This window comes from Paludisphaera rhizosphaerae, assembly GCF_011065895.1.
GTDB classification, from domain to species: Bacteria; Planctomycetota; Planctomycetia; order Isosphaerales; family Isosphaeraceae; genus Paludisphaera; species Paludisphaera rhizosphaerae.
The window spans coordinates 13,938-37,279 of sequence record NZ_JAALCR010000046.1 but is presented as its reverse complement, the minus strand read 5'-3'; the positions used below and the strand labels follow the sequence as shown (position 1 = coordinate 37,279).

17 protein-coding genes and 1 pseudogene are annotated in these 23,342 nt (G+C 65.5%); 9 read left to right on the top strand and 9 right to left on the bottom strand.

Going from position 1 to position 23,342, the window contains the following annotated elements; all coding sequences use genetic code 11:
• Nucleotides 1–1,158 (top strand): annotated as a pseudogene (locus G5C50_RS29965) (hypothetical protein); the annotation flags it as partial.
• A 9-nt stretch (nt 1,159–1,167) separates the two neighbouring features.
• Here the strand turns inward: G5C50_RS29965 and G5C50_RS29960 are convergent.
• Nucleotides 1,168–2,313, bottom strand: coding sequence for a carboxylate-amine ligase (locus G5C50_RS29960; protein ID WP_165075190.1), 1,146 nt, complete (start codon nt 2,311–2,313; stop codon nt 1,168–1,170).
• 389 nt (nt 2,314–2,702) lie between these two features.
• Here G5C50_RS29960 and recN point away from each other — a divergent pair, with 389 nt between their 5' ends.
• On the top strand, nt 2,703–4,406 hold the full coding sequence (gene recN / locus G5C50_RS29955) for a DNA repair protein RecN (RefSeq protein ID WP_165075187.1): 1,704 nt from the start codon (nt 2,703–2,705) through the stop codon (nt 4,404–4,406).
• A gap of 13 nt (nt 4,407–4,419) precedes the next feature.
• Here recN and G5C50_RS29950 read toward each other — a convergent pair whose 3' ends face one another.
• The 6 genes from G5C50_RS29950 to tsaB form a co-directional block, all read right to left on the bottom strand.
• Nucleotides 4,420–4,782, bottom strand: coding sequence for a DUF962 domain-containing protein (locus tag G5C50_RS29950; RefSeq protein ID WP_240907420.1), 363 nt, complete (start codon nt 4,780–4,782; stop codon nt 4,420–4,422).
• Nucleotides 4,783–5,128: 346 nt separating this feature from the next.
• Nucleotides 5,129–6,727, bottom strand: a complete 1,599-nt coding sequence (locus tag G5C50_RS29945; protein ID WP_165075184.1) for a multiheme c-type cytochrome — start codon at nt 6,725–6,727, stop codon at nt 5,129–5,131.
• 149 nt (nt 6,728–6,876) lie between these two features.
• Nucleotides 6,877–7,977, bottom strand: a complete 1,101-nt coding sequence (locus G5C50_RS29940; RefSeq protein ID WP_165075181.1) for a DUF1573 domain-containing protein — start codon at nt 7,975–7,977, stop codon at nt 6,877–6,879.
• Nucleotides 7,978–8,164: 187 nt separating this feature from the next.
• Entirely contained in the window at nt 8,165–9,010 is an 846-nt protein-coding gene (locus G5C50_RS29935; protein ID WP_165075178.1) for a class I SAM-dependent methyltransferase, read from the bottom strand.
• A 16-nt stretch (nt 9,011–9,026) separates the two neighbouring features.
• The gene (locus G5C50_RS29930) at nt 9,027–10,082 is read right to left on the bottom strand and encodes a DUF1559 domain-containing protein (RefSeq protein WP_240907419.1); all 1,056 of its coding nucleotides are present in this window, start codon (nt 10,080–10,082) and stop codon (nt 9,027–9,029) included.
• An 80-nt stretch (nt 10,083–10,162) separates the two neighbouring features.
• On the bottom strand, nt 10,163–10,876 hold the full coding sequence (gene tsaB, locus G5C50_RS29925) for a tRNA (adenosine(37)-N6)-threonylcarbamoyltransferase complex dimerization subunit type 1 TsaB (RefSeq protein WP_165075175.1): 714 nt from the start codon (nt 10,874–10,876) through the stop codon (nt 10,163–10,165).
• Between the two features lie 376 nt (nt 10,877–11,252).
• Here tsaB and G5C50_RS29920 point away from each other — a divergent pair, with 376 nt between their 5' ends.
• The 4 genes from G5C50_RS29920 to G5C50_RS29905 all read left to right on the top strand — a co-directional run bounded on the left by G5C50_RS29920 (nt 11,253) and on the right by G5C50_RS29905 (nt 17,286).
• Nucleotides 11,253–12,020 carry a metallophosphoesterase family protein gene (locus G5C50_RS29920; RefSeq protein WP_165075172.1) on the top strand — a complete coding sequence of 256 codons (768 nt, stop codon included), beginning with the start codon at nt 11,253–11,255 and terminating at the stop codon, nt 12,018–12,020.
• A 208-nt stretch (nt 12,021–12,228) separates the two neighbouring features.
• Nucleotides 12,229–14,475, top strand: coding sequence for a membrane protein insertase YidC (gene yidC, locus G5C50_RS29915; protein WP_165075169.1), 2,247 nt, complete (start codon nt 12,229–12,231; stop codon nt 14,473–14,475).
• Nucleotides 14,476–14,488: 13 nt separating this feature from the next.
• A complete protein-coding gene (locus G5C50_RS29910; protein ID WP_165075166.1) occupies nt 14,489–16,015 on the top strand; it encodes a tRNA modification GTPase in 1,527 nt (508 codons plus the stop codon).
• A 431-nt stretch (nt 16,016–16,446) separates the two neighbouring features.
• Nucleotides 16,447–17,286 (top strand): ATP-grasp domain-containing protein, encoded by an 840-nt coding sequence (locus G5C50_RS29905; RefSeq protein ID WP_165075163.1) that lies wholly within the window; start codon nt 16,447–16,449, stop codon nt 17,284–17,286.
• A gap of 214 nt (nt 17,287–17,500) precedes the next feature.
• Here G5C50_RS29905 and G5C50_RS29900 read toward each other — a convergent pair whose 3' ends face one another.
• Complete coding sequence (locus G5C50_RS29900) at nt 17,501–19,525, bottom strand: TerD family protein (RefSeq protein ID WP_165075196.1); 2,025 nt, start codon at nt 19,523–19,525, stop codon at nt 17,501–17,503.
• A 386-nt stretch (nt 19,526–19,911) separates the two neighbouring features.
• Here G5C50_RS29900 and G5C50_RS29895 point away from each other — a divergent pair, with 386 nt between their 5' ends.
• From G5C50_RS29895 to G5C50_RS29885, 3 genes are all read left to right on the top strand, one after another.
• Nucleotides 19,912–21,288: a sulfatase family protein gene (locus G5C50_RS29895; RefSeq protein ID WP_165075160.1), complete on the top strand. Its 1,377-nt coding sequence runs from the start codon at nt 19,912–19,914 to the stop codon at nt 21,286–21,288.
• 123 nt (nt 21,289–21,411) lie between these two features.
• On the top strand, nt 21,412–21,846 hold the full coding sequence (locus tag G5C50_RS29890) for an RbsD/FucU family protein (RefSeq protein WP_165075157.1): 435 nt from the start codon (nt 21,412–21,414) through the stop codon (nt 21,844–21,846).
• Nucleotides 21,843–22,241 (top strand): fluoride efflux transporter FluC, encoded by a 399-nt coding sequence (locus tag G5C50_RS29885; protein ID WP_165075154.1) that lies wholly within the window; start codon nt 21,843–21,845, stop codon nt 22,239–22,241. The genes G5C50_RS29890 and G5C50_RS29885 overlap by 4 nt, the downstream gene beginning before the upstream one ends.
• Here G5C50_RS29885 and G5C50_RS29880 read toward each other — a convergent pair.
• Nucleotides 22,157–23,173 (bottom strand): tetratricopeptide repeat protein, encoded by a 1,017-nt coding sequence (locus G5C50_RS29880; protein ID WP_165075151.1) that lies wholly within the window; start codon nt 23,171–23,173, stop codon nt 22,157–22,159. The two genes, G5C50_RS29885 and G5C50_RS29880, sit on opposite strands and share 85 nt — an antisense overlap.
• Between the last annotated feature and the right edge of the window lie 169 nt (nt 23,174–23,342).

The window sequence follows — 23,342 nt, the reverse complement described above, 5'->3', positions numbered from 1 at the left end:
AGGCCCGGACGGAAAGGGGACGCCATGAACCTGCTCGGGATCGTGCTCGCCGCGACGCTGTTCGCAGCCGAAGATTCATCGTTGCGGATCGACTCCGTCGTCCCCCGCTCCAGTCAGCCGCAGGCCGACGACCCGGCGACGATCTGGTACGACGACTTCGACGGCCCCGAGAAGCGCTACACCGAGTCCCAGGGTGAACTCGACGACCGGGTCGCCTTCGGAGGCGTGGGGCGATCGATGGTCAGCCGCTATGAGAAGGGCGAGCAGGGCCGAGGCAATCGCAAGGTCTTCTTCGGCGACAGCCCGACCGGCCGCGTCGTGCGTCGAGGCGAGAGATTCTCGGACGTCTACTGGCGCGTCTACGTCAAGCATCAGCCCGGCTGGACCGGCGGCGGCGAAGCGAAGCTCTCGCGGATCACCTCGATCACCTCGCCCAACTGGTCCCAGGCGATGATCGGACACGTCTGGTCGAGCGGCGAGACCCTGACGCTCGACCCGGCCACCGGCGTCCGCGACGATCGAGTCGTCACGACGCGTTACAACGACTTCCCGAAGTTGCGGTGGCTCGGGAACAAGCCGACGGCGAAGCTCCCGATCAGCAGCGCGGGCGAGGCCGGTTGGTGGGTCTGCGTGGAAGCCCGGGTGAAGCTGAATACGCCTGGCGAGCGCGACGGCCTGATGCAACTTTGGATCGACGGCCGGTTGGAGTCAGAACGAACGAACCTGGACTGGCGGGGCCGCTACGACGAACACAGCCTCAACGCCGTGTTCCTGGAATCCTACTGGAACGACGGATCGCCCGTCGGCCAGACGCGGTGGCTCGACCAGTTCGTGATCTCGACCCGGCCGATTGGGCCCGTGACCGCCCCCCGCCAGCCCGTGCTGCTGCTCGGCGGCCCCGCGCCGGAGACGGCCCGCGGTTGGAAAGTCGAGGTCGCGGGCGAGGATCGAGTCGTCGTCTGGCGGTCGAAACCGATCACCGGCCCGCGCCGAGTCACGGTCGACGCCGCCTCCGGCTCGTTCATGGGCCCGCTGGCCGACGCCGATCGACTCGCCGCCGGCGCGCGGTTCGCGCTCCGCGTCCGGTCGATCGATCACGAGGCGGCCAACGCGGGATGGTCTGGCTGGCACCAGGCTTTCCAGACGGGCGACGAATAGTCCCGGCGGCTAAATCTCGACCTCGGAGTCGGTCTGCACCCCGACGACCTCGCCGGCGAGGAAGCGGGCGACGTCGGACAGGTAGCCGGTCCGTTCGAACACCTCGCGTTGACGAGCGGCGCCGTCGGGAAGGTCGGCCATGCTTCGGGCGTGGTCGAGCCAGTGGGAGCAGCCGAGCTTCTCGGCCGTGGAGGCAAGCGTGTCGGCCATCCGGCGGATGGCGTCGCGGGCGACCTCGTTGCGGCCGGTCTCGGGGTCGACGAGGACCGCGTCCAGACCGTAACGCGCCGCGCGCCAGCGGTTCTGGCGGATCATCAGGCGGCCGAATTCGCTCAACTCGACGAGGTGGAAGCCCGTGTCGAGGACGATATGGTCGATCAGGCACTGGATCAGCGCGACGATGGCCTGGACGGAGGCCAGGTCGGTCGGCATATCGCAGATGCGGACCTCGACCGTCCCGAATCGATCGCTGGGACGGACGTCCCACCACAGCTCCTTCGTCGTCTTGATCGAACCGACGGCCGCCAGCCGCTCGGCCAGCCGGACGAATGAATCCCAGTCGCGAAGGAACGGCGGCTGCCCGCCCGTCGGCGCGACGCCCATCACGTCGAGCCGGTACGAACTCAGGCCGCTGTCCCGCCCGCACCAGTACGGGCTGTTGGCCGATAGCGCCAGCAGCGCCGGCAAATAGTGCGAAACCCGGGTGCAGACCCGCGCGGCGGTGTCGCCGTCGGGGACGCCGACGTGGACGTGCAGGCCGAACGTGAGCTCGCGGCGGATGGTGTCCTGGTTGTCCTCAATGAGCTGATGATATCTCGGACTGATCGAAAGATCCTGGTCGAGCCAATGCGCGAATGGGTGCGAGCCTCCCCAGGCCACGCGCGCCTCGAACCGCGCCGCACGCTCCTGGACGAAGGCGAGCTTGGCCTCCAGATCGCGGCCGGCCTCGTCGACGTCCCGGCAGATCCCGGTGTTGATCTCGACGCAGCACTGATACAGCTCGGGCTTGATCGACGCCGCAAGCTCGGCTGGGACCGTCTCGATGACGTCGTCGCCGACCGGCTTGAGGTCGAACGTCTCGGCGTCGACGATCTGCATCTCCAGCTCGACGCCCAGGGTCGGCTCGGAGCTGCCGCGAAAAGGTTCGACGGGCATCGGTGCGTCCTCGCAGAGATGTTTTCGAGGCCGTCGGTTCGATCAGCCGAGGCTTCGGGTGCCTATCGAAGGCACTTGCCATGCCGAACGCCAACCCCTGCACCTGGCCGATGTTGCCACCCGGCAACGCGGCCGATCGACATGCTCGAATTCCAGCTTGCCACCGTTGCAATCCGCACGCACGTCTTAAATTATGTCAGGGGTCCAGGTCCGAACCGCGTCGGTTCCCCCCACCCTCCGGGTCGCCGCGATCGCGACCAGGCGACAGAGCGTGTCCAAAATTTCATACAGAACATCTGGATAGTTCTCCGACGAATGGCACAATGAAGGGCGGGCGAGTGGGTTTCATCCCTGTCCCGGTGAGGGCGGGGGGCTTGGAGGCCCGGAACGTGCTTCGCGAACTGTCGGTGCAGAACCTGGCGACGATCGAGGACGTCCAGATCGAGCTCGAGGACGGCTTCTGCGTCTGGAGCGGCGAGACCGGGGCGGGCAAGAGCCTCTTGCTCTCCGGCCTGGGCCTGGTGCTCGGGGGCAAGGCGTCGGCCGAGTTGGTCCGCGCCGGCAAGCCCGAAGCGCGGGCCGGCGCGGTCTTCGAGATCGAATGCCCGAGGCTGCGCGCCGAGCTGGAAGAATTGCTCGGCGTCGCGCTGGAGGACGGCTCGCTGATCGTCAACCGGCGCGTCTCCGCCCAGGGAAGGAGCGCCGCGCAGGTCAACGGCATGCCCGTGACGATCGCCGTGCTCCAGAAGCTGGCCGAGCGCCTGGTCGACGTCCACGGCCAGTTCGAGAACCGCGCCCTGGTCGACCCCGACCGCCAGCGCGACCTGCTCGACGCCTTCGGCGGGCTGGAGGAGTTGCACCTCGCCTTCACCCAGGCTCGCGACAAGCACGCCGAACTGCGGCGGGCGCGCCAGGCCCTCATCGATTCGGCCCAGGCCCGCCAACGTGAGAAGACCCTGCTGGAGTTCGAGCGCGGGGAACTCGCCGCCACCGACCCCAAGGCGGGCGAGCACGAGGAACTAGTCCAGGAATCCCACATCCTCGCCAACGCCGAGGCCCTCCGGACGGCCGCCGTCGACGGCCACAAGATGCTCTACGAGGCCGACCGCTCGGCGCAGGAGATCCTCTGCCGCGTCGCGCGCTCGCTCGGCCCGCTCTCGAAGGACATCCCCGAACTGGCCGAGGCCGCCGCGACCCTCGAACGCCTGGCCGACGAGACCCGGGAAGTCGCTTACACCCTCCGCGACCTGGGCCAGAACTGGGACGAGGACCCCGAGCGGCTCGAGGACGTCGAGACTCGGTTGGCCCTCTACCGCAAGCTCTCGAATCACTTCCACTGCAAGCCCGACGAACTCGCCGCCCTCCGCGCCGAGGTCGAGGCGAAGCTCGCGACCATCGAACGGCACGAGACCGACTTGAAGGAGTTCGACAAACCCCTCGCCGAGGCCTGGGCCGGCGTCAAGCGGACGGCGGCGTCGCTCACCGAAGGCCGGCGCAAGACGGCCAAGGATTTCGGCAAGGCGATCCAGGCCCGGCTCAAGTCGCTGGGGATGGAGCGGGCCAGGCTGACCGTGGAGGTCGAATCCCGCGACCTGGGGGACGACCCGACGGTCTCCCCTCCCCCCGAATTCGGGGCCGACCGCGTCGAAATGATCTTCCTGGCCAACCCCGGCGAGGTCCCGCAGCCCCTGCGCAAGATCGCGTCAGGCGGCGAGCTTTCACGCGTGACGCTCGCGGCCAAGGCCGTGCTGGCGGCCGTCGATCGCGTCCCGACATTGGTCTTCGACGAGATCGACACGGGCGTCGGCGGTCGATTGGGCTCGGCGCTGGGGAAAACGCTCGCCGACCTGGCCAAGCATCATCAGGTGGTCTGCGTCACCCACCTACCGCAGATGGCCAGCTACGCCCGCAAGCAGTGGGTCATCCGCAAGCAAGTCGAGCGGGGCCGAACCAAGACGACCATCGCCCCCCTGGCCGAGACCGAACGCGTCGCCGAGATCGCCGCCATGCTCCGCGGCGACTCCGCCGTCGAATCCACCCGCCGCGAAGCCCGCGAGATGCTCCGCGAGGCCCGCGAAGCGGTGGGGGTCTGAACCCAACCCCGATTCAGGCCTGCTTCGATTTCCCGGTCACCAGTCGCCCGATCCCGGAGAGGATCTGGCCGGTTACGGACCAGGCCATGACGAAGGGGGTGGTCGGCTGGGTGAAGACGGTGGGGAGGTTGCGCTCGAAGACGAAGTGGCCCATCCACATGATTGCGTACGAGAGGCAGAACAGGCCGAAGGCCCACCAGGGCCGGAATGGGGCCAGGATCACGGCCAGGGCCATGATCGGCCAGCCGACGCCGACGTGCAGGAAGTGGTTGATCGGATTCTGGTGGTCCTGGCGATAGTCCGCCCTCATCCGCTCGAGACGCGTCTGTTTGGGGATCGTGGTCGCGCTGGTGGTCGGCTCGGCGGTCTGCGGCATGGAGTTCTTCCTTTCGGACCATCGACGAGGGTCGTCCCCTCGTCCCGTCTCCCGACGGCTGACGACCCAACACTTTATCAACGGCTGCGATCAAGACGTCTTCCCCCCTGGAGGGGGAAGACAGACCGCGAAGCGGTCAGATGAGGGGGACGACTGGCGTGGGATCGAGAGGGAACCGTCGGATGCACGTCCGATGGCGGTCGTCCCGCTCATCCGGCCCTTCGGGCCACCTTCCCCCCTCCAGGGGGGAAGGCCGTTATGGTCGCTATTCCTGAGATAGTGTCGGGTCGTCAGCCCGGTGGGAGAGGGGACTTCGGTCAGGCCGGACCTTGGTCGATCACTTTACTCACTGACTCGGCTGGTGGACCTTCGGGTCGGTGTACTTGTCGAGCCCCTTGTGTTCGACTTTGGGCCAATACTCCTCGAACTTGAACTTGGGCGAGTTGTCCTCGTCGTGGCAGCGGTAGCAGACCCGATTGCGCTCGGCCTGCTCAATGGTCAGTTTCAGGGCGCTGCGGTAGGCCAGGTTGTCGGGCTCGGCGACGTGCTTCGAGGCCGGGCCGTGGCAGTTCTCGCACTGGTTCCCCTTGAGGTTCGGCGTCGCCTCCGCCGACTTCCAGCCGCTGTTGTACTCGAAGCCCGTCGTGTGGCAGGTGATGCACTCGGCGTCGAAGATCACGTTCGGCTTGGGATCGTGCTCCAGCTTTGTGAACGCCTGGGCGTGCTTGGTCGTCGACCATTTGAGGAACGTGTTCGGGTGGCACTGGTTGCATGACTCGGCCCCGACGAACTTCGCGCCCGGAGCGCCGCCGACGTAATCGTGGCGAGGGAAGTTCTCGACGGTCCCAACGGCCTTCAGCAGCCCGCGATACTCGTCCTCGATGATCTTTTTGACCACGTTTCCCGGTCCATCCGGCGGCGTCAGCGCCTGACGATGGTACTTCGGTGCGGAACCGTCGAAGAAGCCGACCGTCCCAACGTACTTCCCGCGACGACCGACGTTCACGATCATCGTCTTGCCGTCGTTGACCATCTCGGGGTCGGCCGTGGGGTCGGGAGCCTCGGACGTGGCGACGACCACGTCGAAACCCGGATAGGCTGCGGCCAGTCGTTGGGCCTCCTGGGGAGGCGCCTGGACGAGGAGCACCTGATAGTCGCTCTTCCCCTCCAGTTCCTTGAGGGCAGCGCCCAGGACCTCGTCGGGCTTCTTGACGGTCTGGATGAGGGCGTCCTTGTCCGGGTCGGATAGTTTGGCGAGCGCCTGGGGGTCGACGACGGCGGTGATCCCCAGCTTGACCGGCCCGGCCTCGGCGACGACCGACGGCACGATGACCGTCTCGAACCCCGCCCCTGGAACGACGTTCGCCGCCACCAGCTTCGTCCCGCCCTCCAGCCCGTTGAGGAACTGGGCAAAGGCCTCGCCGACCCCAACACGGAGGTCGTCCGCGCTGAGGGCGATGGCGTTGTACTTGAACGCCCCCAGGGCCTTCAGGGCGATCCCGAACTTGATCTTGGCCTGTTCGAAGCCCCCTCGCGCTCCGGCCGGATCCTTGATCAAGCTGCCGAGATCGACGAGAGCGACCGGGACGCCCTGAGCTTTCATCTTCTCGACGAAGTCGTAGCGACGGATCAGGCCGCCCATCTGCCCCTCGGCGCAGCCGCAGGGCTCCATGTAGCCGTCCATCTCACCCGAGACCACCAGCACGGCCTTGAGGCCCGGCGTCTGGGAGAACAGCTTGGAGGACTTGCCGGCGGAGTCGGCCTTGTCCTCGCCGTGCGCTGGAGCGGCCTTCGTGTCGGGGGGGGCGTTACTGGGAGCGGAAGGGGGAGTGACGACAGACGAATCCCCGCCGCCTTCGGGGGCGGGGCGGCTGCATCCCACATAGGCGAGAAGCGCGGCAGCGGTCGCGACCGCGAGAAGCGACCGGATCGAAAGCGAGTCCAACGTCCTTCCCTCCTTGCTGGATCCATCCCGGCCCGGCCGAAGACGCGGGGAACGAGCCCCCCCCCGCAACTCCGGGCGGACGGTCGCTGGAGTCTATCCCCGCGGCCGGGGGGCGAGAAGGCCGAATCCCCGACCGCGACCAGCCGCGATCAGTTGGAGCCGACGAGGAAACTGACGGGAATCTTCAACTCACCCGCGTTGGGGAGGTCGGTCTTGAGCACCACTTCGCCGTCGATCAGTCCCGTGGAAGTCCCCTTGGGGACCTTGATTGTCACCTTGTAGCGACCCTTGACGTCGGCCGATTCCTCAGGGGTGATCGAGACTTCCAGCTTGTCGGGCTTACTGGCGACCGTGAAAGTCGCCTCTTTGCCGGCGCGGACCGATAGATGGACCTCAGACGACGCCCCCTCGGCGCTCTTGACCGTGACCATCCGCAGCCGATCGGGCACGACGCTCACCGGGCCGACGACCGTGCCGACGGCCGTCAACTTGATCTCGGGGCGATGCGGGTGGTCGGTGTGGATCACGATCTCCTCGCGCATCAGGCCCATCGGAAAGCCGGGCTTGACGTCGATATTGATCTTGTACCCCTGCTTCACCTTGCCGCCGCTGCTCTCGATCTCGGACTCCGACATCGGCACGACTTCGGTCGTCAGATACTCGGGCTTCGAGGTGTTGATCTCGGTGATCTTGGTCTCAGGGCGGTCCGGCGAATAGAGCGCGACGAAGACCTTGGTGGGAGCGTCAGTGTTGACGGTGTGGAAATCGATCGTGTTGTCGGGGATCAGGATGATCGGCGGGTTGATCTTGCCGTGCACGAAGAGGGGGAACGTCGGGTGCAGCGGGTCGTTCGTCTCGATGTTGGCGCCTTTGTGGAAGTCGCCCGTGACGTAGTTCGTCTTGAACTCGATGTCGATGTCGGTGGACTCGCCCGGCTTGAGCGTCAGCCGGTCGCCGTCCTTCTGAAGCTTGGCCACCGTGCACATGCAGGTGGACGACCCTTTCCAGATCTGAAGGTCGACTTCTCCCTGATTGGTCAGCTTCCACGACCGCTTGCCGGTCTGCTGCTGACCCATCTCGCCGAATTCCCAGGTCAGGTCGCCGTCCACGACGGCCTTCGGCTGCGGTCCCGTCGCCGTGGGAGCGACCGGCACGCCGAACGGTGAAGGAGCCGGCGCCGAATTCATGACCAAAGTCGAAGCCGCCGCCAGCACGACCACCGCGACCGCCAGCAAGATCCACCGCAACATTTGAGGAGAACTCCGATTAGGACGACCGAGGCGTTTCGGCCGGCGCACGACGGGGCGTCGCCGCGAAAGAAGACGGATGCGATTTCTACGATCGCCCCCCGCGATGCGTTCGCCCGGCGGCGGCTTTCATCTTAAAAATCATCGAGACTGGCGGTCAAGCGGACCGGTGACGACCAGCGTCCCCTCCTCAACCCGGCTTCCTTCCCGCCAGGTTCACCCCATTCCCCTGGCCTTCGTGATGGAACACCTGGCCGACGCTCAGGTCCTCCACGTCGACGAGCCCGGCCTCCGCGAACCAACCGCGAACTTCCTCGACGGTGTGGCGGGAGAGAAACTTCGGCGCGTACCAGTCGAGCGTGTCGCAAACCCGCACCTCGGCGTCCGGGTGCATCGAAACGCCGATCGTCAGCGCGTGCAGCGCCACGCCGGACCGCTCCACCAATCGCCAGCGGCTCGACATCAGCCGCCGCTTCAGGAGGCCGATCGGCGCGGAGAGTCGGCACATCGCCAGCAGCATTCCCAGCGGGAGCCGGGTCGAAACCGCCCGGTGGGCGTTCATGATCCGCTCGACGGCCGGACTTTCGCGCTCGTAGACCCAGAGCGCGATGCGTCCTCCCGGCCGGAGCAACCTCGCGAGCCCGAGGAAGGCGGCTCTCGGGTCGGGCGTGTGGTCGAGGACGCCGATCGAGTAGATGTGGTCGAACGAGCCTTCCGCGAACGGGAGCCGGAGCAGGTCGCCGCGAACGAGCGAAACGCTGGGAAGTTCGGCGGTCAGGTCGCGGGCGGCGAGGACCGCCTCGCTGAGATCCAGGCCGACGGCCAACCGGGGGGCGTCGGCCGCGGCGATTCTCAGGTAACGCCCCATTCCGCAGCCGCCGTCGAGCACCGTACGGCCCGCCAGGTCTCCCGGCCGCAGGCCCGTCCGGTTCGCGAAGGTCGCCCGGTCCTCGTCTTCCCGGATGATCCGAAACCGATTCCACTGCAGCCCGTACGTGGACTTGGTACGGGCCTGGTCGTCGCGAGGGTCGGGCATGGTGCGGCCGGTGGGCTTAGTAGGAGTCGGCGGAGATCACCTCGCCGAAGTTCCGCGTGCAGAGGGCCTGGAGGATCCCGATTTTCGTCCCAGGTGCGATCGTCTGGATCCCCTGGCCGTCGGCGTTGAACGAGACTCCAACCGCCGTCTTGGTCGTCGGGTCGATCGGCCAGCAGTCGGTGGAATCTTTGAGGAACCGGACCGAGCCGTCGGCCAGACCCACATTGGCCCCGCCGGGATGTCGGCTGCCGATGTTGAATGCGATGTAGTCGCGCGCCGCCGAGTCACTCAGTCGAAGAACCTTGAGCGTTCCGTTGATCGGGTAGTAGCCGCCGATCATGGTGTCGGTCCAGAAGCCCGAATTCCAGCCGTGGTACTGCGCCTGGCCGGCCGAATCGAACGCGCCGTGGTTGTGCTCGGCGAAGAGCATGGTGTTGCTCGTGCCGTCCGTGATCTCGGAGAGTCGGGTGGCGCTGTGGGCGTAGATCACGCCGTTCATGTTGGCCTTGCGAGCCGCGAACGTTGGGTTGTCGATATGGAGCATCAGGCTCCAGCAGCCCACGACTCCCCCATAGCTGGTCTTGGCCTGCATCCAGGTTCCGGAAGGAAGACTGGCGTATTGGGTTGCGACCACCGGCGTCAGGTCGTAGACCGTGGCGTCGCTGGGGCACTGGAGGGCCGAGATGCTCGTTCCCGCCAGCGTCACATTCTCGGCCGTGAAGACGCCGGGCGAGAAGTTCACCATGTTGTAGACGTTCTGCTGCTCGTAGAACGGCAGCATGTGGACGAACGGGCTGAAGTTCCACTTCGACCCCGGCAACGACCCGCTCCGCGTAAAGCCCCCGGTTGCAACGGTTTGATGCGTCGACTCGTAGTTCAAAGCCGCCAACGACAGTTGCTTCATGTTGTTGGTGCACTGAGCCCGTCGAGCGGCCTCGCGGGCCGCCTGGACGGCCGGCAGGAGCAACGCGATCAGCACCGCGATGATCGCGATGACGACCAGCAGTTCGATCAGCGTGAAGGCGGGACGAGGGGAGCGGAACGAGCGGGCGGCGATTGGAGAAGCGGACAATCCAGGATCCTCCGAGAGGTCGAGGGCGGTCAAGACTCGCTCATGCTACCCCGACCGGCCGCCGATCACAACGCGGCGCATCATCGCCCCAGAGCGCGGGCGTCCCATTGATCCTCGGCCGCGCTCCGGCGAAGGTAGTTGGGATCCAGGTCGTCGGGCTCGATCTGAGCCCCAAACTCAGCGACTCGATCCACCAGTTCAATCATCCGCCGGCCGGACGGACGATGGATCGAATCGTCGGGCTCGATGAGAGAGCGTCCCGCGAGCGCCGATCGGATGGTCGGCGACCGCAGGCCGGAGCCGATCACGAAAGCCCCCGGTTCAACGCGCTCCGACCAGGCCGCAAGCGGCTCGATCCGGCTCGGCCCGCAGGCGACGAGCGGAGCGCCGGGGGCCTCCCGGACGAACTCGGCCGCATAAACTTCGCCGCGCTGGGCGTCGCCGACCACGATCACGTGCGTCTCGTCCTCGGGGGCGTTGCGGGCGACGGCCTCCAGGCTGTCGAAACCGACCAACCGAGCCCCCGCCGCATACGCGAGCGTCCGCGCCGCGGTGAGCCCGATTCGCAGACCTGTATACGATCCAGGCCCCAATCCGACGCCGATCAAACCAATCTGCGCCGGTCTTACGCCGGCCGATCGGAGCAGATTACGAAGAGAGGGGAGCAAATCCCGGCCGTGCTTGCGCGAGGCGTCCGTCTCGGCCTCGAAAAGGGCTCCATCGGCGGCTCGCAGGCCGATCGCCGAGCGGTCGCCGGAGGTGTCGAGAGCCAGCACGAACGGGTGAGGGGCCACTGAAAAACTCGCCTGGGGAGGGAAGGTCGCATCGAATCTCGTCCCGATTCTATCGCCGACACGCGCCGCCCGTCACCCACGCCTTCTCGGCGGACGATGCGGAAAAGAGACACGCAAGCAATCTTCCATCCTCCATTAATTGATGAACCTTGACCCGTCGTCGTCTCTCGCCCTATTCTTAAAATTGTGAAGAACGTAAATTTCCTACCGTGAAGAAAGCCGCCGCGGGGGCGAAAATTCCCCCTCGCCATGGGCATAAAGTAAGATACTCTGGAGGGTGTTCGCGTCCTCGCGACGGATTGCTGGGTCGCTCCGATTCCCGTCGCAGCGTTTCTCCGGTGACCGCTCCCCTCCCCTCGTCGGAGGATTCCCCTCGGTGCGTCGTGCGTTAATCAGCGATATTCATGGAAACCTCGAAGCGCTGGAGACCGTCCTGCGCGACATCGAGAGCCAGGGGGTCGACGAGATCTTCTGCCTGGGGGATGTGATCGGCTACGGCCCTAACCCGCGCGAGTGCATCGATCTCGTTATCGATAACTGCAAGGTCACTCTGCTAGGTAATCACGACCAGGGGGCGATGTTCGATCCCGACGGCTTCAACGTCGGCGCCGAGCGCGCGATCTTCTGGACGCGGTCGCAATTGGAAAGCTCGACCGACCGCGCCGGCAACGAGCGCCGCTGGGAATTTCTCGGGGAACTGCCCCGCACCCACAAGGCTCCCCCGTTCCTCTTCGTCCACGGTTCGCCCCGGAACCCCCTGAGCGAGTACATCTTCCCCGAGGACATCTACAACCATCGCAAGATGGAACGATTGTTCCAACTGGTGGAGCGTTACTGCTTCCAGGGCCACACGCACGTTCCGGGGATCTTCACCGAGGGCTATCAGTTCTTCGCCCCCGACGAGATCGACCACGAATACACTCTGGGCGAGGGCAAGCTGCTCATCAACGTGGGCTCCGTCGGCCAGCCTCGCGACGGCGACCCGCGAGCCTGCTATGTGATTCTCGACGAGGGCGAAGGCTCCCGTCCTGCTCACATCGCCTATCGGCGCGTCCCGTACGACTTCGAGAAGACCATCCAGAAGATCCACTCGATCTCGGATCTGGAACCCTTCCTCGGCGATCGCCTCCGCCAGGGCCGCTAAGCCGCCTTCCCACCACCCCTGATCTCGGGACGCCCTCACGCGGACGCGCAGGGCGTCTTGCGATTTCGTCGACCCCTCGCGACAATCGAGAAGGGTGCTCGACGGCGTCCTTATACTTTTAGGATCTGCCAAACTCGTTCCGAAGACCCGGAACTGGTCGGCCGCTGCATCCCTCGCCTCCGCCACACGGCTCCGGGAATCCTGGTTCATGAGCAATGAGAAGCGTCTCGTCCTCTTCGTGATGTTGATTTTCTTGTGGATGGTGGGGTTCCCCTATCTCCTCGAAAAGCTCGGCCTGGCGCCCCGCAACGCCGCCAAGAAGCCTCCCGTCGCGGTCGCCAAGGCGGATGAAGCCAAGAAGGCGGAGCCCGCCGACGCCGAGAAAAAGCCCGGCGACGCTCCGTCCACGGAATCCGCCGCCGTCAAAGAGGCACCCAAGCCGAAGGCCGATCTCGTCCCGCCGACCGAACTGGCGATGGGCTCGGCCGAGGACAAGACGCCCGGCGGCTATCGTCTGGCCGTCCAGCTTGACCAGAAGGGGGCGGGCGTGGAGTCCGTCTTCTCGTCGCGCTACGACGCCGACTTCGAGGGGCGGAAGAACCCCCACCTGCCGATGCAGCTCATCGGCCGGGATCGATCCAAGCCGCTCTTCTCCGCCGCCTGGCCCCCCTCGCTGGCACTGACGCTCAGCCCGTCCGAAGTCGCCGGCCGCAGCTCGCCTTTGCGTCCCGCGGATCGAGCCCAGCTTGCCGCCGCGACCCCTGATGCGCCGCCGAGCGAGGATCTCCTCGACGCCGAACTCTGGGACGTCGTCCGCGACGATCAGGGCCGCGCCGTGCGTCCGATCAGCCGCGAGGCGAACGGGGAAGTCCCGTCCGCCCAGGGCCAGGAAGTCGTCTTCCGCACCAGGGCCGCCAACGGTGTGATCGTCACCAAGACGTTCCGGCTCTGGCAGGGCGCCGACGGCCTGGAACTCGACCTGAAGTTCGAGAGTCCTGACGACCAGGAGCGTTCCTTCACCTTCAATCTGCTGGGCCCCTACGGGATCCCGATCGAAGGCGAGTGGTACACCTCAACGTTCCGCGAGGTTTTCTTCGGCACCGCCGCCTCCGGCGGCTCGACCGCGCTGGAGACCGAGACGGCTTACAAGATCGCCACCGGCAAGGCCTTCGAGTCGACCGTCAACCCGCTGCGTTATGCGGGCATCGAGAACCAGTACTTCGCGATTCTCGTCGCCCCAGTTCTGGCCTCGAAGAGCGCCGACGACCGGATGGACCGCGAGACTCAGGGCGTCCTCCTTCACGCCCACCCCCAGGATCTCCAGAAGTCGGACGTCGGCGTGCGGATCAGCTCCCGACCGGTGAAGGTCGGCCCGAACACGCCCAAGACGTTCGCCTTCAAGGTCTTCGCCGGCGCCAAAACGCCCGAGGCCCTGGCTCCCTACGGCGCCGAGGAACTGGCCGTCTACCGCAAGGGGATCATCCCCCTCGCCCCGACGATCGCCAAGCTGTTCATCACGCCGATGCTCTCGTTCACGTACTCCCTGACTGAGAAGGTCTCGGCGCTCTTCGGCGGGGTTCGCGGCAACTACGGCGTCGCCATCATCCTGCTGACGCTGATCGTCAAGATGCTGATGTTCCCCCTGGGCCGCAAGCAGGCGCTGATGGCTCAGAAGATGCAGGAGCTTCAGCCCCACCTCAAGGCGATCCAGGAGAAGTACAAGGACGACAAGGAGAAGCTCACTCGCGAGACCTTCGCCCTGTACAAGAAGCACAACGCCAACCCGGTCGCCGGCTGCCTGCCGGCCCTGATCCAGTTGCCGATCTTCGTCGGCCTCTGGCAGGCCCTGAATACGACGGTCGGGCTCCGTCAGGCGCCGTTCCTCTGGATCAACGACCTCGCCGCGCCCGACATGCTCTTCCGCATGCCGTTCGACCTGCCGTTCCTCGGCCACTGGTTCAACCTGCTGCCGATCCTGGTCGTCGGTCTGATGCTCTTCCAGACGCAGCTCTTCGCCCCGCCGGCCACCACGCCCGAGGCGGAAATGCAGCAGAAGACGATGAAGTACATGATGATCGTGATGGCCGTGATGTTCTACAAGGTCCCCTCGGGCCTGGGCATCTACTTCATCACGAGCAGCCTCTGGACGATCGGCGAGCGGCTGTTGCTCCCCAAGATCATCCACGAGCATCCGGCCGAAGGGACGGAAGGCCCCGCGAAGGGCGAGGACGGCCCCGGCCGCGGCCCCAAGGGCTCGCCGGAAGCTCCCCCCAAGCCCACCGGCGGCATCGCCCAGCTCTGGAATCGCGTCCTCGAAGAGGCCAAGAAGGATCCGACCTACCGCAAGATGATCGACGACCGGGCGACCCGGGACGGTCGGAGCAAGGAGAAAGAGAAGGAGGTCGAGAAGGACCGCGACCGCCGCAAGCCCCCCGCCCGCCCCGGGCGGAAGTGATCGCGGCCCGGCCATGTCGTCGGCCTTCGACACCGAGGATCTGATCGCCGCGAAGGCCTCCGCACCCGGCGGGGGCCTTCGCGGCATCGTTCGTTTATCCGGTCCCGGCGCGTGGCGCGTCGCCCTCGCGAACTTCGAACCCAAATCTGACGCCTTCCCCCCTGGAGGGGGAAGGCAGACCCCGCAGGGGTCGGATGAGGGGGAGATCGCCTCGGGATTTGTAACGAGTCGGGGGATAGACGTCCGACAGCGGTCGTCCCCCTCATCCGGCCCTTCGGGCCACCTTCCCCCTCCAGGGGGGAAGGCCGTCGTTTCGGACGCGTATGCCATCTCGGAACCGTCGCCGAGGCGTCCCACCGTCATCGCCGGCTCGTACCAACTCGCCGGCCTCCGTCCGCTCCTCCCCGCGAGCCTCGCGCTCTGGCCGGCTCCTCGGACCTACACCGGGCAGGAGTTGGCGGAGATCCATACGCTCGGCTCGCCTCCTCTGCTCGACCGCCTGCTGGCGCACGTTCTGTCCCAGGGTGCCAGACCAGCGCGGGCGGGCGAGTTCACCCTCCGAGCCTTCCTCTCCGGCCGAATTGACCTGACTCGCGCCGAGGCCGTCCTGGGCGTGATCGACGCCCGCGACGCCCGCCGCCTCGACGCAGCGTTGGAGCAGCTCGCTGGCGGACTGGCGGGCCCGATCGAGGCCCTGCGCGACCGGCTGCTCGACCTCCTCGCCCACCTGGAGGCTGACCTCGATTTCGTCGACGAGGCCGACGTCGATCCCATCGGCCGCGCGGCGCTGGCGGAAGAACTGGACCGCGAGGCGGTCGCCCTCGACGCATTGACCGCCCGCCTGGGCCGTCGCGACCGTTCCGGCGACGCCCCGCTCGTGGTCCTGGTCGGCCTCCCCAACGCCGGCAAGAGCCGTCTGTTCAACGGGCTGTTGGGGGACGATCACGCGATCGTCTCGCCCGTCGCCGGCGCCACCCGCGACACCCTGTCGGCCCCCTGCCCCTGCGACGGACTCGTCGTCGAGCTGGTCGACACTGCGGGGATGGAATCCGCCGCCGACGCGATCGCCGCCGAAGCCCAGGACCGCCGGTCGGCTGCATCCGACCGCGCCGACGTGATCCTCGCCTGCTCCTCGTCCGACGCCCGGACTTCCCAGACTCCCGACGACGACCGCGTCATCCCCATCTGGACCAAGTCCGACCTCGCCCCCCCTCCAGGCGACGACCCAACGCCCTGGCTTGCCACCAGCGCACGGACCGGCGTGGGACTCGAACGACTGAAACACACGATCGCCAATGCGATCCGCCGTCGCGAGAGCGAGTCCTCAACGACGGGCACTTCCGCCCGCTGCCGAGACGCCCTGACGCGAGCCTCGGCCTCCATCCGCGAGGCCGCCGCCGTGATGCTCGCCGGCGGCGGCGACGAATTGATCGCCTTCGAACTGAGAGCCGCCCTCGATGACCTCGGCGAAGTCACGGGCGTCATCGTGGCCGATGACGTCCTGGACCGGATCTTCGCCCGGTTCTGCATAGGAAAATGAGTCGATGTCGAATCGGGAGAAGATGGCGAGAATATTTCGCGCCACATGTCGCAAACCATTGGGAAAAAGTTGTTTGCGATATCTTCCCTTGGTCTGAACTGGATCCTTGGCGTCTGACCGGTACAGAATTCGGCACAGAACCCTAGATAGAGTCAGGAACGACATTCTGTCGGAAGCGGTCGTGAGATAGGTTGAGCTTCGGAATCTGCACGAGTTCAGGTCCAGAACGGTTCAACTCGAACAAACTGACCCGAGAGCGATCGCGAAGACCGAATCAAGGACTCAACCTCGGAGACCGTCAATCCGCCTTCGATTGGCGAATTACACTATATCCTTGATGCATGTAATGATGGTGATTCGGTAGGATTGATTTCCGCAGTGCGAGGGTCAGACGCGTAAGACTACCCGGCGTTGTAGTTCGTGAGTCACCAATGAATCCGACGTGGCTGATCGAGGCTGGCGTCTATCGCGACGAAGCGGACCTCCTCTTGTCGGAGATCCGGCGGCAGGGGATGATCGGGAGCATCGTCCCTCACGGCTCGCTCAAAGCTGGAGCCAGCCTAGCCATCGACGGCCAACCCGTCCCGCCCGACCGGTGCGTGATCGGGTACGGGACCTTCCCCTTCGCTCGCCAGATCCAACTTCACCACGAGTGGGCCCCGGGCGCCTGGTGCGACGCCGAGAAACTCGATTGTTCAACCTACTTCGCCTACTACGGGAAGTACCTGCTGAATCAACATTACGCAATCATGCCCGGTGTCGAAGCTATCCGGCAGAGCGATTGGGTGTTCACAGTTTTCGGGGTCGACGATGAGGTTTTCGCCCGCCCAGCGGGCTGTCAAAAGCATTTCGTCGGACGCTGCGTACATAGCGAGTCATTCGCCGCGGCCTTGTCTCCGACTCGCTACGATCCGGCGACCCAGGTCGTGATCGCCGCTCCAAAGGAGATAGGTCGTGAATGGCGTCTGATCGTCGCCGAGGACAAGGTCATCGCGGCTAGCCAGTACTCCGAGGACGGAACAAAGTCTATTGCGGCCGGCTGTCCCGTCGAGGTGCTTGACTTCGCGGCGGCCATACTGGCCGACGTGTCCTGGCGACCCGATCCGATATTTATGATGGACATATGCGAATCGAAAGGGAGATTGTGGTTGGTGGAACTGAATGGATTTAGCTGCTCTTGGCTCTATCAGTGCGATTTGTCCGATGTTGTGAGGAAGGCGAGCGAACTGGCGATCCGGCAGTGGCAGACGTTGAGTCCGAGGGCAACCTGAATGAGTGAGGGTGGCATAGCCCTCGATGGTGATCCCGTTGCGGAACACCTCCGGAACAGAACCCGACGCAGAGCGTGCATTCCAGACACCCGGGGCTCGCCTCGAGCACCCACAATGCCCGAAAATTCGTGCATCTTGCGCACTCAACGCACCGAGGGCGTCGATTCTGCATCGGGAAGTAGAGGGCTGCGAAATCAGGACAAGCCGACGTCGCTCACATGAACTCAGCGGCGATTCGGTCCAGGTCGAAGGGCGTGATCCCTCGATCGACGGAAAAGACGGTATCGGCGCCTTCGGCTACCGAGACCCTCGTCCCTCGCGCCTTTACGTGCAGGTCGAAGAGCGAATAGAGGTCAGTCTTTCGAAGGTGCGTCAACGCCCGGAGCATCAAAGAAACGCCGCTCAGATTGTTATGGACGTTGTTAGCAAACTGCGGACGGCTGGCGAAGGCGATGTCCGCCCAGACGATCTCACGTCCGACGAGATCAAAGATGGCCGGGAGGCACATATGGGTGTCTGCGGCGAGGTCCACCTTATCGATCACGGTCTTCGGCTCGAAGATTTCCCCCGAGTTCGGCTGCTCGCGAGCCATCCATCCGGCGAAGCATTCCGGCAAGTCGCAGTACGGCTGCCGAGTGAAACTGTTCAAGGACATGACGACGTATCGGACCTTGCGCTCAAGGCACCTCGGAATGTCGACGTCGATGAACTCGGCCGCGCCCTGCGGCGCATCGACGATGTCGCCGCTGTGGTGCGCCCCGTAGTCCTTCAGGTTGTAGTAGGCCAGCGTGCTAATATAACCAAAGTCCGCGTCGTACATCGCCGCGGAGAGGTCGATATCTACCCGACCGCGCCCGTTCTTCCACCAGACGAAGAATCGCATCGTCGTGCACTCGGGCAGCGGGAGGCGACTGCCGCGCACGAGGGTTCGGAGGGTCTTCGACGCCGACCGCTGGGAGAAGGGGACCAGATAATTCCTCAACATGTCGTCGAGGTAGCAGGCTCCGAGCGGCGGGAGCTTCGAGAAACGGTCAAGGAGTGCTTGTTCGCAGATCGTTGACAGTTCCTCATCCACTCCCGCCGGTAGGGCCGGAAGCGCCTCGTGGATCGCGTAGACCTTGGCGATATTCCCCTTGGGGAAGAACGTCCGAAGGTCGGCCGGTTCGCCTCGACGCCGAAAGTACGTGAGCACCTGGAGGAGAACGGGAGTCGATACCCTGTCGGCCCGGCTTGCGAACCGGGCGACGATCGCGTCGCGATCGTCCCCCAGCCGCGTGAGATGATCCAGCCGCCGGGCCAACTCGCCCGGACGGTCATCGAGCAAATCCAGCACGCTATCGACGTCCTTGCGAAGCAAGCTCCTCTCGACGCGCGAGTTGAACGTCTCAAACGGCCGGCCGTTCCGGAGTACATCGAAGGCCGCCGCCGTCTCTGGGAATCGGCCTGCATACTCGCCCGGGTGGAGACGCTCGCCCAGCCGGATCCAGCGTTGCTTCCACCGGAGCATGTCCTCAGTGCGGCTAGTTGCCCGCTCGATCCAGCCTAATAGCAGGGTCCGCTCGGCGCGGCGGAACTTGCCGAATCTGCACGCTTGAGCCAGAGACACGTCGCCGCCGCTCATCGCCGCGGCGAGGCGGAGCACGTCCGTAGCGGTCTTGATGTGCGGTCCCAGCACGGCCTCAGCGTCAGACGTATTGCGGATCAATTCGGCACCAAGGACCCCCAGGTTCTCCTTGCACGGGATATGCTCCGGCATGAGCCGCTTGATTCCATCGCGATACTGCGCGATGAACCATTTCACGTCCTCTTGATCCTGCGGCGAGAACGGCGACTTCGACCGAGCGAGGAGCGTAAAGACGTTCTCGAAATCCTCGCGCGTACCGAGCCGAATGATCCGTAAATTTGGCGAGTCTTCGAGCGGGTCGCGAGCCTTGGGTTCGGTCTCCGGAAGCCTGTGCGTCCAGTAGTGGCGGAAGGCGTTCAGATAGAGTTCCGCCTCGGTCATGTCCATGACCTGGGCAGGGAAGTTCGGGTACATAGGACTGAACGTCCGGTGCGCGCCGACCATCGCGCGGAGGTCCTTCACCAACCGCTGGTAGAAGGAGTCCAGCTGAATCGGGCTCAGGCGTTTCAGCTCCTCGACAACGTCCTCGTCGAGAAGAAACCCCAGCGATTCGAGGTTCTTCTGGAGAGTGGCGACGACATTGACCGGCGTCGTTCCGTCTCCCTGGGGGAGCATCACCTTCAGGCGTCGACGAAGGTAAAGGGCGTTCACGCTTTTGCCCCACAAACGCGAACGTCCCGACCGGACCCCGGCGGGACGCTCAAGAATAAGCGGAAAGCGAAGGCCCTAGGGTTTGAAAAACATAGAAGGAAGGACCTTCAGAGCCGCCGAGCGAAACTATACCGGAGGCTCGCGTCGTCTGCAATCATGCTCGACGGCGAGCCACTTGAGTGACACCACAGCGTCTCGCAGGTTCGCAGCACGATGCGCGATCAGGTAATCCTGGCCTCGCGCTCCATGGGACGGGGCCTCCTTGATGGAGCGGACCCGTTTCTTCACAATGCTGCGAGTCAGCGGCGATCGAGCCTCGCCCACGTCTCCTTCCCTCGGAGCATCCTTCCATGAAACGGATCTTCGCATTCCTCGCCATGATCGCGACCTCGGGTGCGGTCGTCGCCGCCGAGGGGCCTCGGACGAACATCATCGCGGTCGTCACCGACGATCAGGCCGCGTGGACGGTCGGGTGCTACGGCAATCCCGAAGCGAAGACGCCCAACATGGATCGCCTGGCGAAGGAGGGGGCGAGGTTCGCCAACGCTTTCAGCGTGACGCCCGTCTGCTCGCCGAGTCGGGCGAGTTTCATGACAGGGCGTCACGGGATCGAGGTCGGCATCACGGACTGGATCGCGCCAGTGGAGGCGGCCGTCGGTCTGCCGGTCGGCGTCGAAACCTGGCCGGGGCTGCTGCAGAAAGCCGGGTACGAGACCGCCCTGGTCGGCAAATGGCACCTTGGCGTGAATCCCGACCAGCACCCCACCCGACGCGGGTTCGACCACTTCTTCGGTCACCTCGGCGGCGGGTGGTCGCCCAAGAGCCCGACCTTTGAGGTTGAGGGGAAGCAGAAGACCTTCGACGGCCTCTTCAGCGTCGACGTCATGACCGACGAGGTCCTGCGCTGGATGCGTGAAAACAAGGACGGCCCGTTCGCAATCAGCGTCCACTACCGGGAGCCTCACGTCCCTTACGCCCCGATGCCCCCCGAGGACGAGGCCGTCTACAAGGACCTGGACCCGAAAATCCCGGATTCTCCGCTCCTCGATCGCAACAAGGTGAAGACCGCCACTCGCCGGTACTACTCGGCGATTCGGGCGGTGGACCGGAACCTCGGCCGGATCCTGGACGAGTTGGACTCCCTGAAGCTGGCCGACCGCACCATCGTGATGTTCACCAGCGACCACGGCTACAACATTGGCCAGCACGTCATCCAGCACAAGGGGAACGGCCGCTGGATCGCTGGCGGCGTCGAGGGGCCTACGCGGCCCAACATGTGGGATACGTCGCTCCGGATCCCGCTGCTGATCCGCTGGCCGGGCGTCGCGCGTCCGAACACGGTCATCGACGAGACGGTTCGCAACATCGATACGATGGCGACCGTCTGCGGCATGCTCGGAGTTCCGGTCGCCGCCGGCTCCCAGCGCGGGCGAGACTTCTCCCCCCTGCTCCGCGGCGAGACCCCAAGCGACTGGGACCAGGACGTCTACGGAGCGTACGACCTCCACAACGGCGCCCTGGCGTACATGCGCATGGTGCGGACGCCGAAGTGGAAGCTCGTCCGCCATCTCAAGACGAACTTCATGGACGAGTTGTACGACCTCGCCAACGACCCCGGCGAAACGCGCAACCTGTATGACGCCCCCGCCGCTCAGGCTGAGAAGGCCGTCCTCCAGGCGAAGCTCGACGCCTGGCGAGCTTCCGTCGGAGATCCGATCAAGGACTAGCGAGCCGGCTGGGGCCGGGAACGACCCAACCCGGGGAGGAGCCTCGTGGCGTCGCCCCGCTGACGGCGTTATGTTGGACGCCGTCGAAGTGGAACCTCCCCCGTCCCCGCCAGGGCGTCGACCATGCTCAAGCGAATCCCGCCGATCCTGTCTCCCGAACTGCTGCTCATGATCGCCCAGATGGGCCACGGCGACGAACTGGTGATCGCCGACGCCAACTTCCCAGCCGTCACCTGCGCGAAGCGGCTAGTCCGGGCCGACGGCCACAGCGTCCCCGTGATCCTGGAAGCGATCTTGCAACTCTTCCCGTTGGACTCGTTCGTCGATCATCCGGCCGCCGTGATGAGGCGGATCGACAAGCCGGGCGACCCGGCCCCGATCTGGGCCGAGTACCAGCGGATCCTCGACGGCGCCGAAGGGCGGCACATCGCCATGGAGCAGATCGAGCGATTCGCCTTCTACGAGCGGGCCAAGACCACCTTCGGCGTGGTGGCCACCGGCGAGGGCGCCCTTTACGGCAACATCATCATCAAGAAGGGAATCATCCCGCCCTCATGACGAATGCCTGGATCAAGATCGTCGTCCTCTCGATCGGCGGCGCGTTGGGGGTCAACGCACGATACTGGCAAGCGGTCTGGATGGCTCGGTGGGCCCCGCTGGAGTTCCCCTGGGCGACGTTCGCCATCAACGTCACGGGCTCGTTCCTGATCGGGCTGTCGTCGGCCGTCCTGGTTCACAGGTTCCCCGGGAACGACTCCGCAAGGCTGTTCGTGGTTGTGGGATTTCTCGGGGGGTATACGACGTTCTCGTCGTACACCCTGGAGGCCATGGGCCTCATTGAGCGAGATCGTCCGTTCCTGGGAGCAATCTACCTGGGCGGAAGCGTCTTGTTCGGGCTCGGCTCCGCGGCGCTGGGGCTAGCGATCGGCAGGTTGCTGGCGACTCCCTCCTGAGCCTCGATCTGTGGCGGGCCGGCGTGCTCGTCATAGCGGGGAAGCGCATCGAGCACCGACTTTCCGAGAGCGTCGGGAGGCGAGAGGGCCTCGGTCTCCTCAGCGGAGGGGACGCGGTCGTACAGCGTCTTGAGCGCCGCATGGGCCGGATCGGCGTAGTCGGAATGATTGGTCATCTTCAGGACGCGCTGAAGGTCGGCTACCGCATCGACGTCGCGCCCCTCGCGGACGCGGCAAAGCCCGCGATGAAGATAGCCCTCGACGTCGCTGGGGCGCATGGCCAGGTAGCGGTCCAGGTCGAGCTCCGCAGCCTGCAGGTCTCCCCTCCGGGTCAACAGGCGACCGCGAGCGAGATAGCCGGCGGCGATCTGGGGATCGCAGCGCAGAGCCTGGTCGAGATCGGCGACGGCGTCGTCGAAACGCCCCTGGGCCTCGTATACCGCCGCGCGCTGGAAGTAGGCGTCGCCCAGATAGGGGGAGATCTTCAGCGCCGCATCGAAATCCGCCTGAGCGCCGTCAAGGTCTCCCTTGAAGAGTCGAACGCGCCCGTCCTTGAGGAGCGAGGGCACCTTCGACCGCTGCCGGCGTTGCGTGCTCCAGTATCCCTGGGCCATCAGAAAGGCCGCCGCGGCCGGCAGTCCCAGCAGGGCCACCCGCACCTGGAACCGCGCCGAAGACGAATACCGCCAGTGCGTGACCGTAACGTGCTCGTCTCGCTTCTCCACGACCTTCTGTTCGTGGATCAGTCCAAGCGCGAGTAGGAAGCAGAGAACTCCCACGATCCCCAGCGCGCGGGCGAAGTAGCGGACGCGGTCCAGCGACAGCAACACGACCGCCGCGACGACCAGAAAGACGCCCGCGTAAAAGAGCTGAGCAATGACCCCCGGCCCGGGGATGTCGAGGAGCCGGTCGTAAAACTCGATGCCTCTCATCGAAGGGCGTCTCGCGGGAGATTTGGAGACTCGAAGGTCCGCCCCGGGGGGGCGCAGCGCGTCGCCCGCCTCGCCCTCGCGGCGATGGCGGAGGGATGGGCGGCGATCCCGGGACGCTCGGTCTCGTTGGAACGGGGGGCGACGAATCGGGAGGGTCGCACCTTCACTC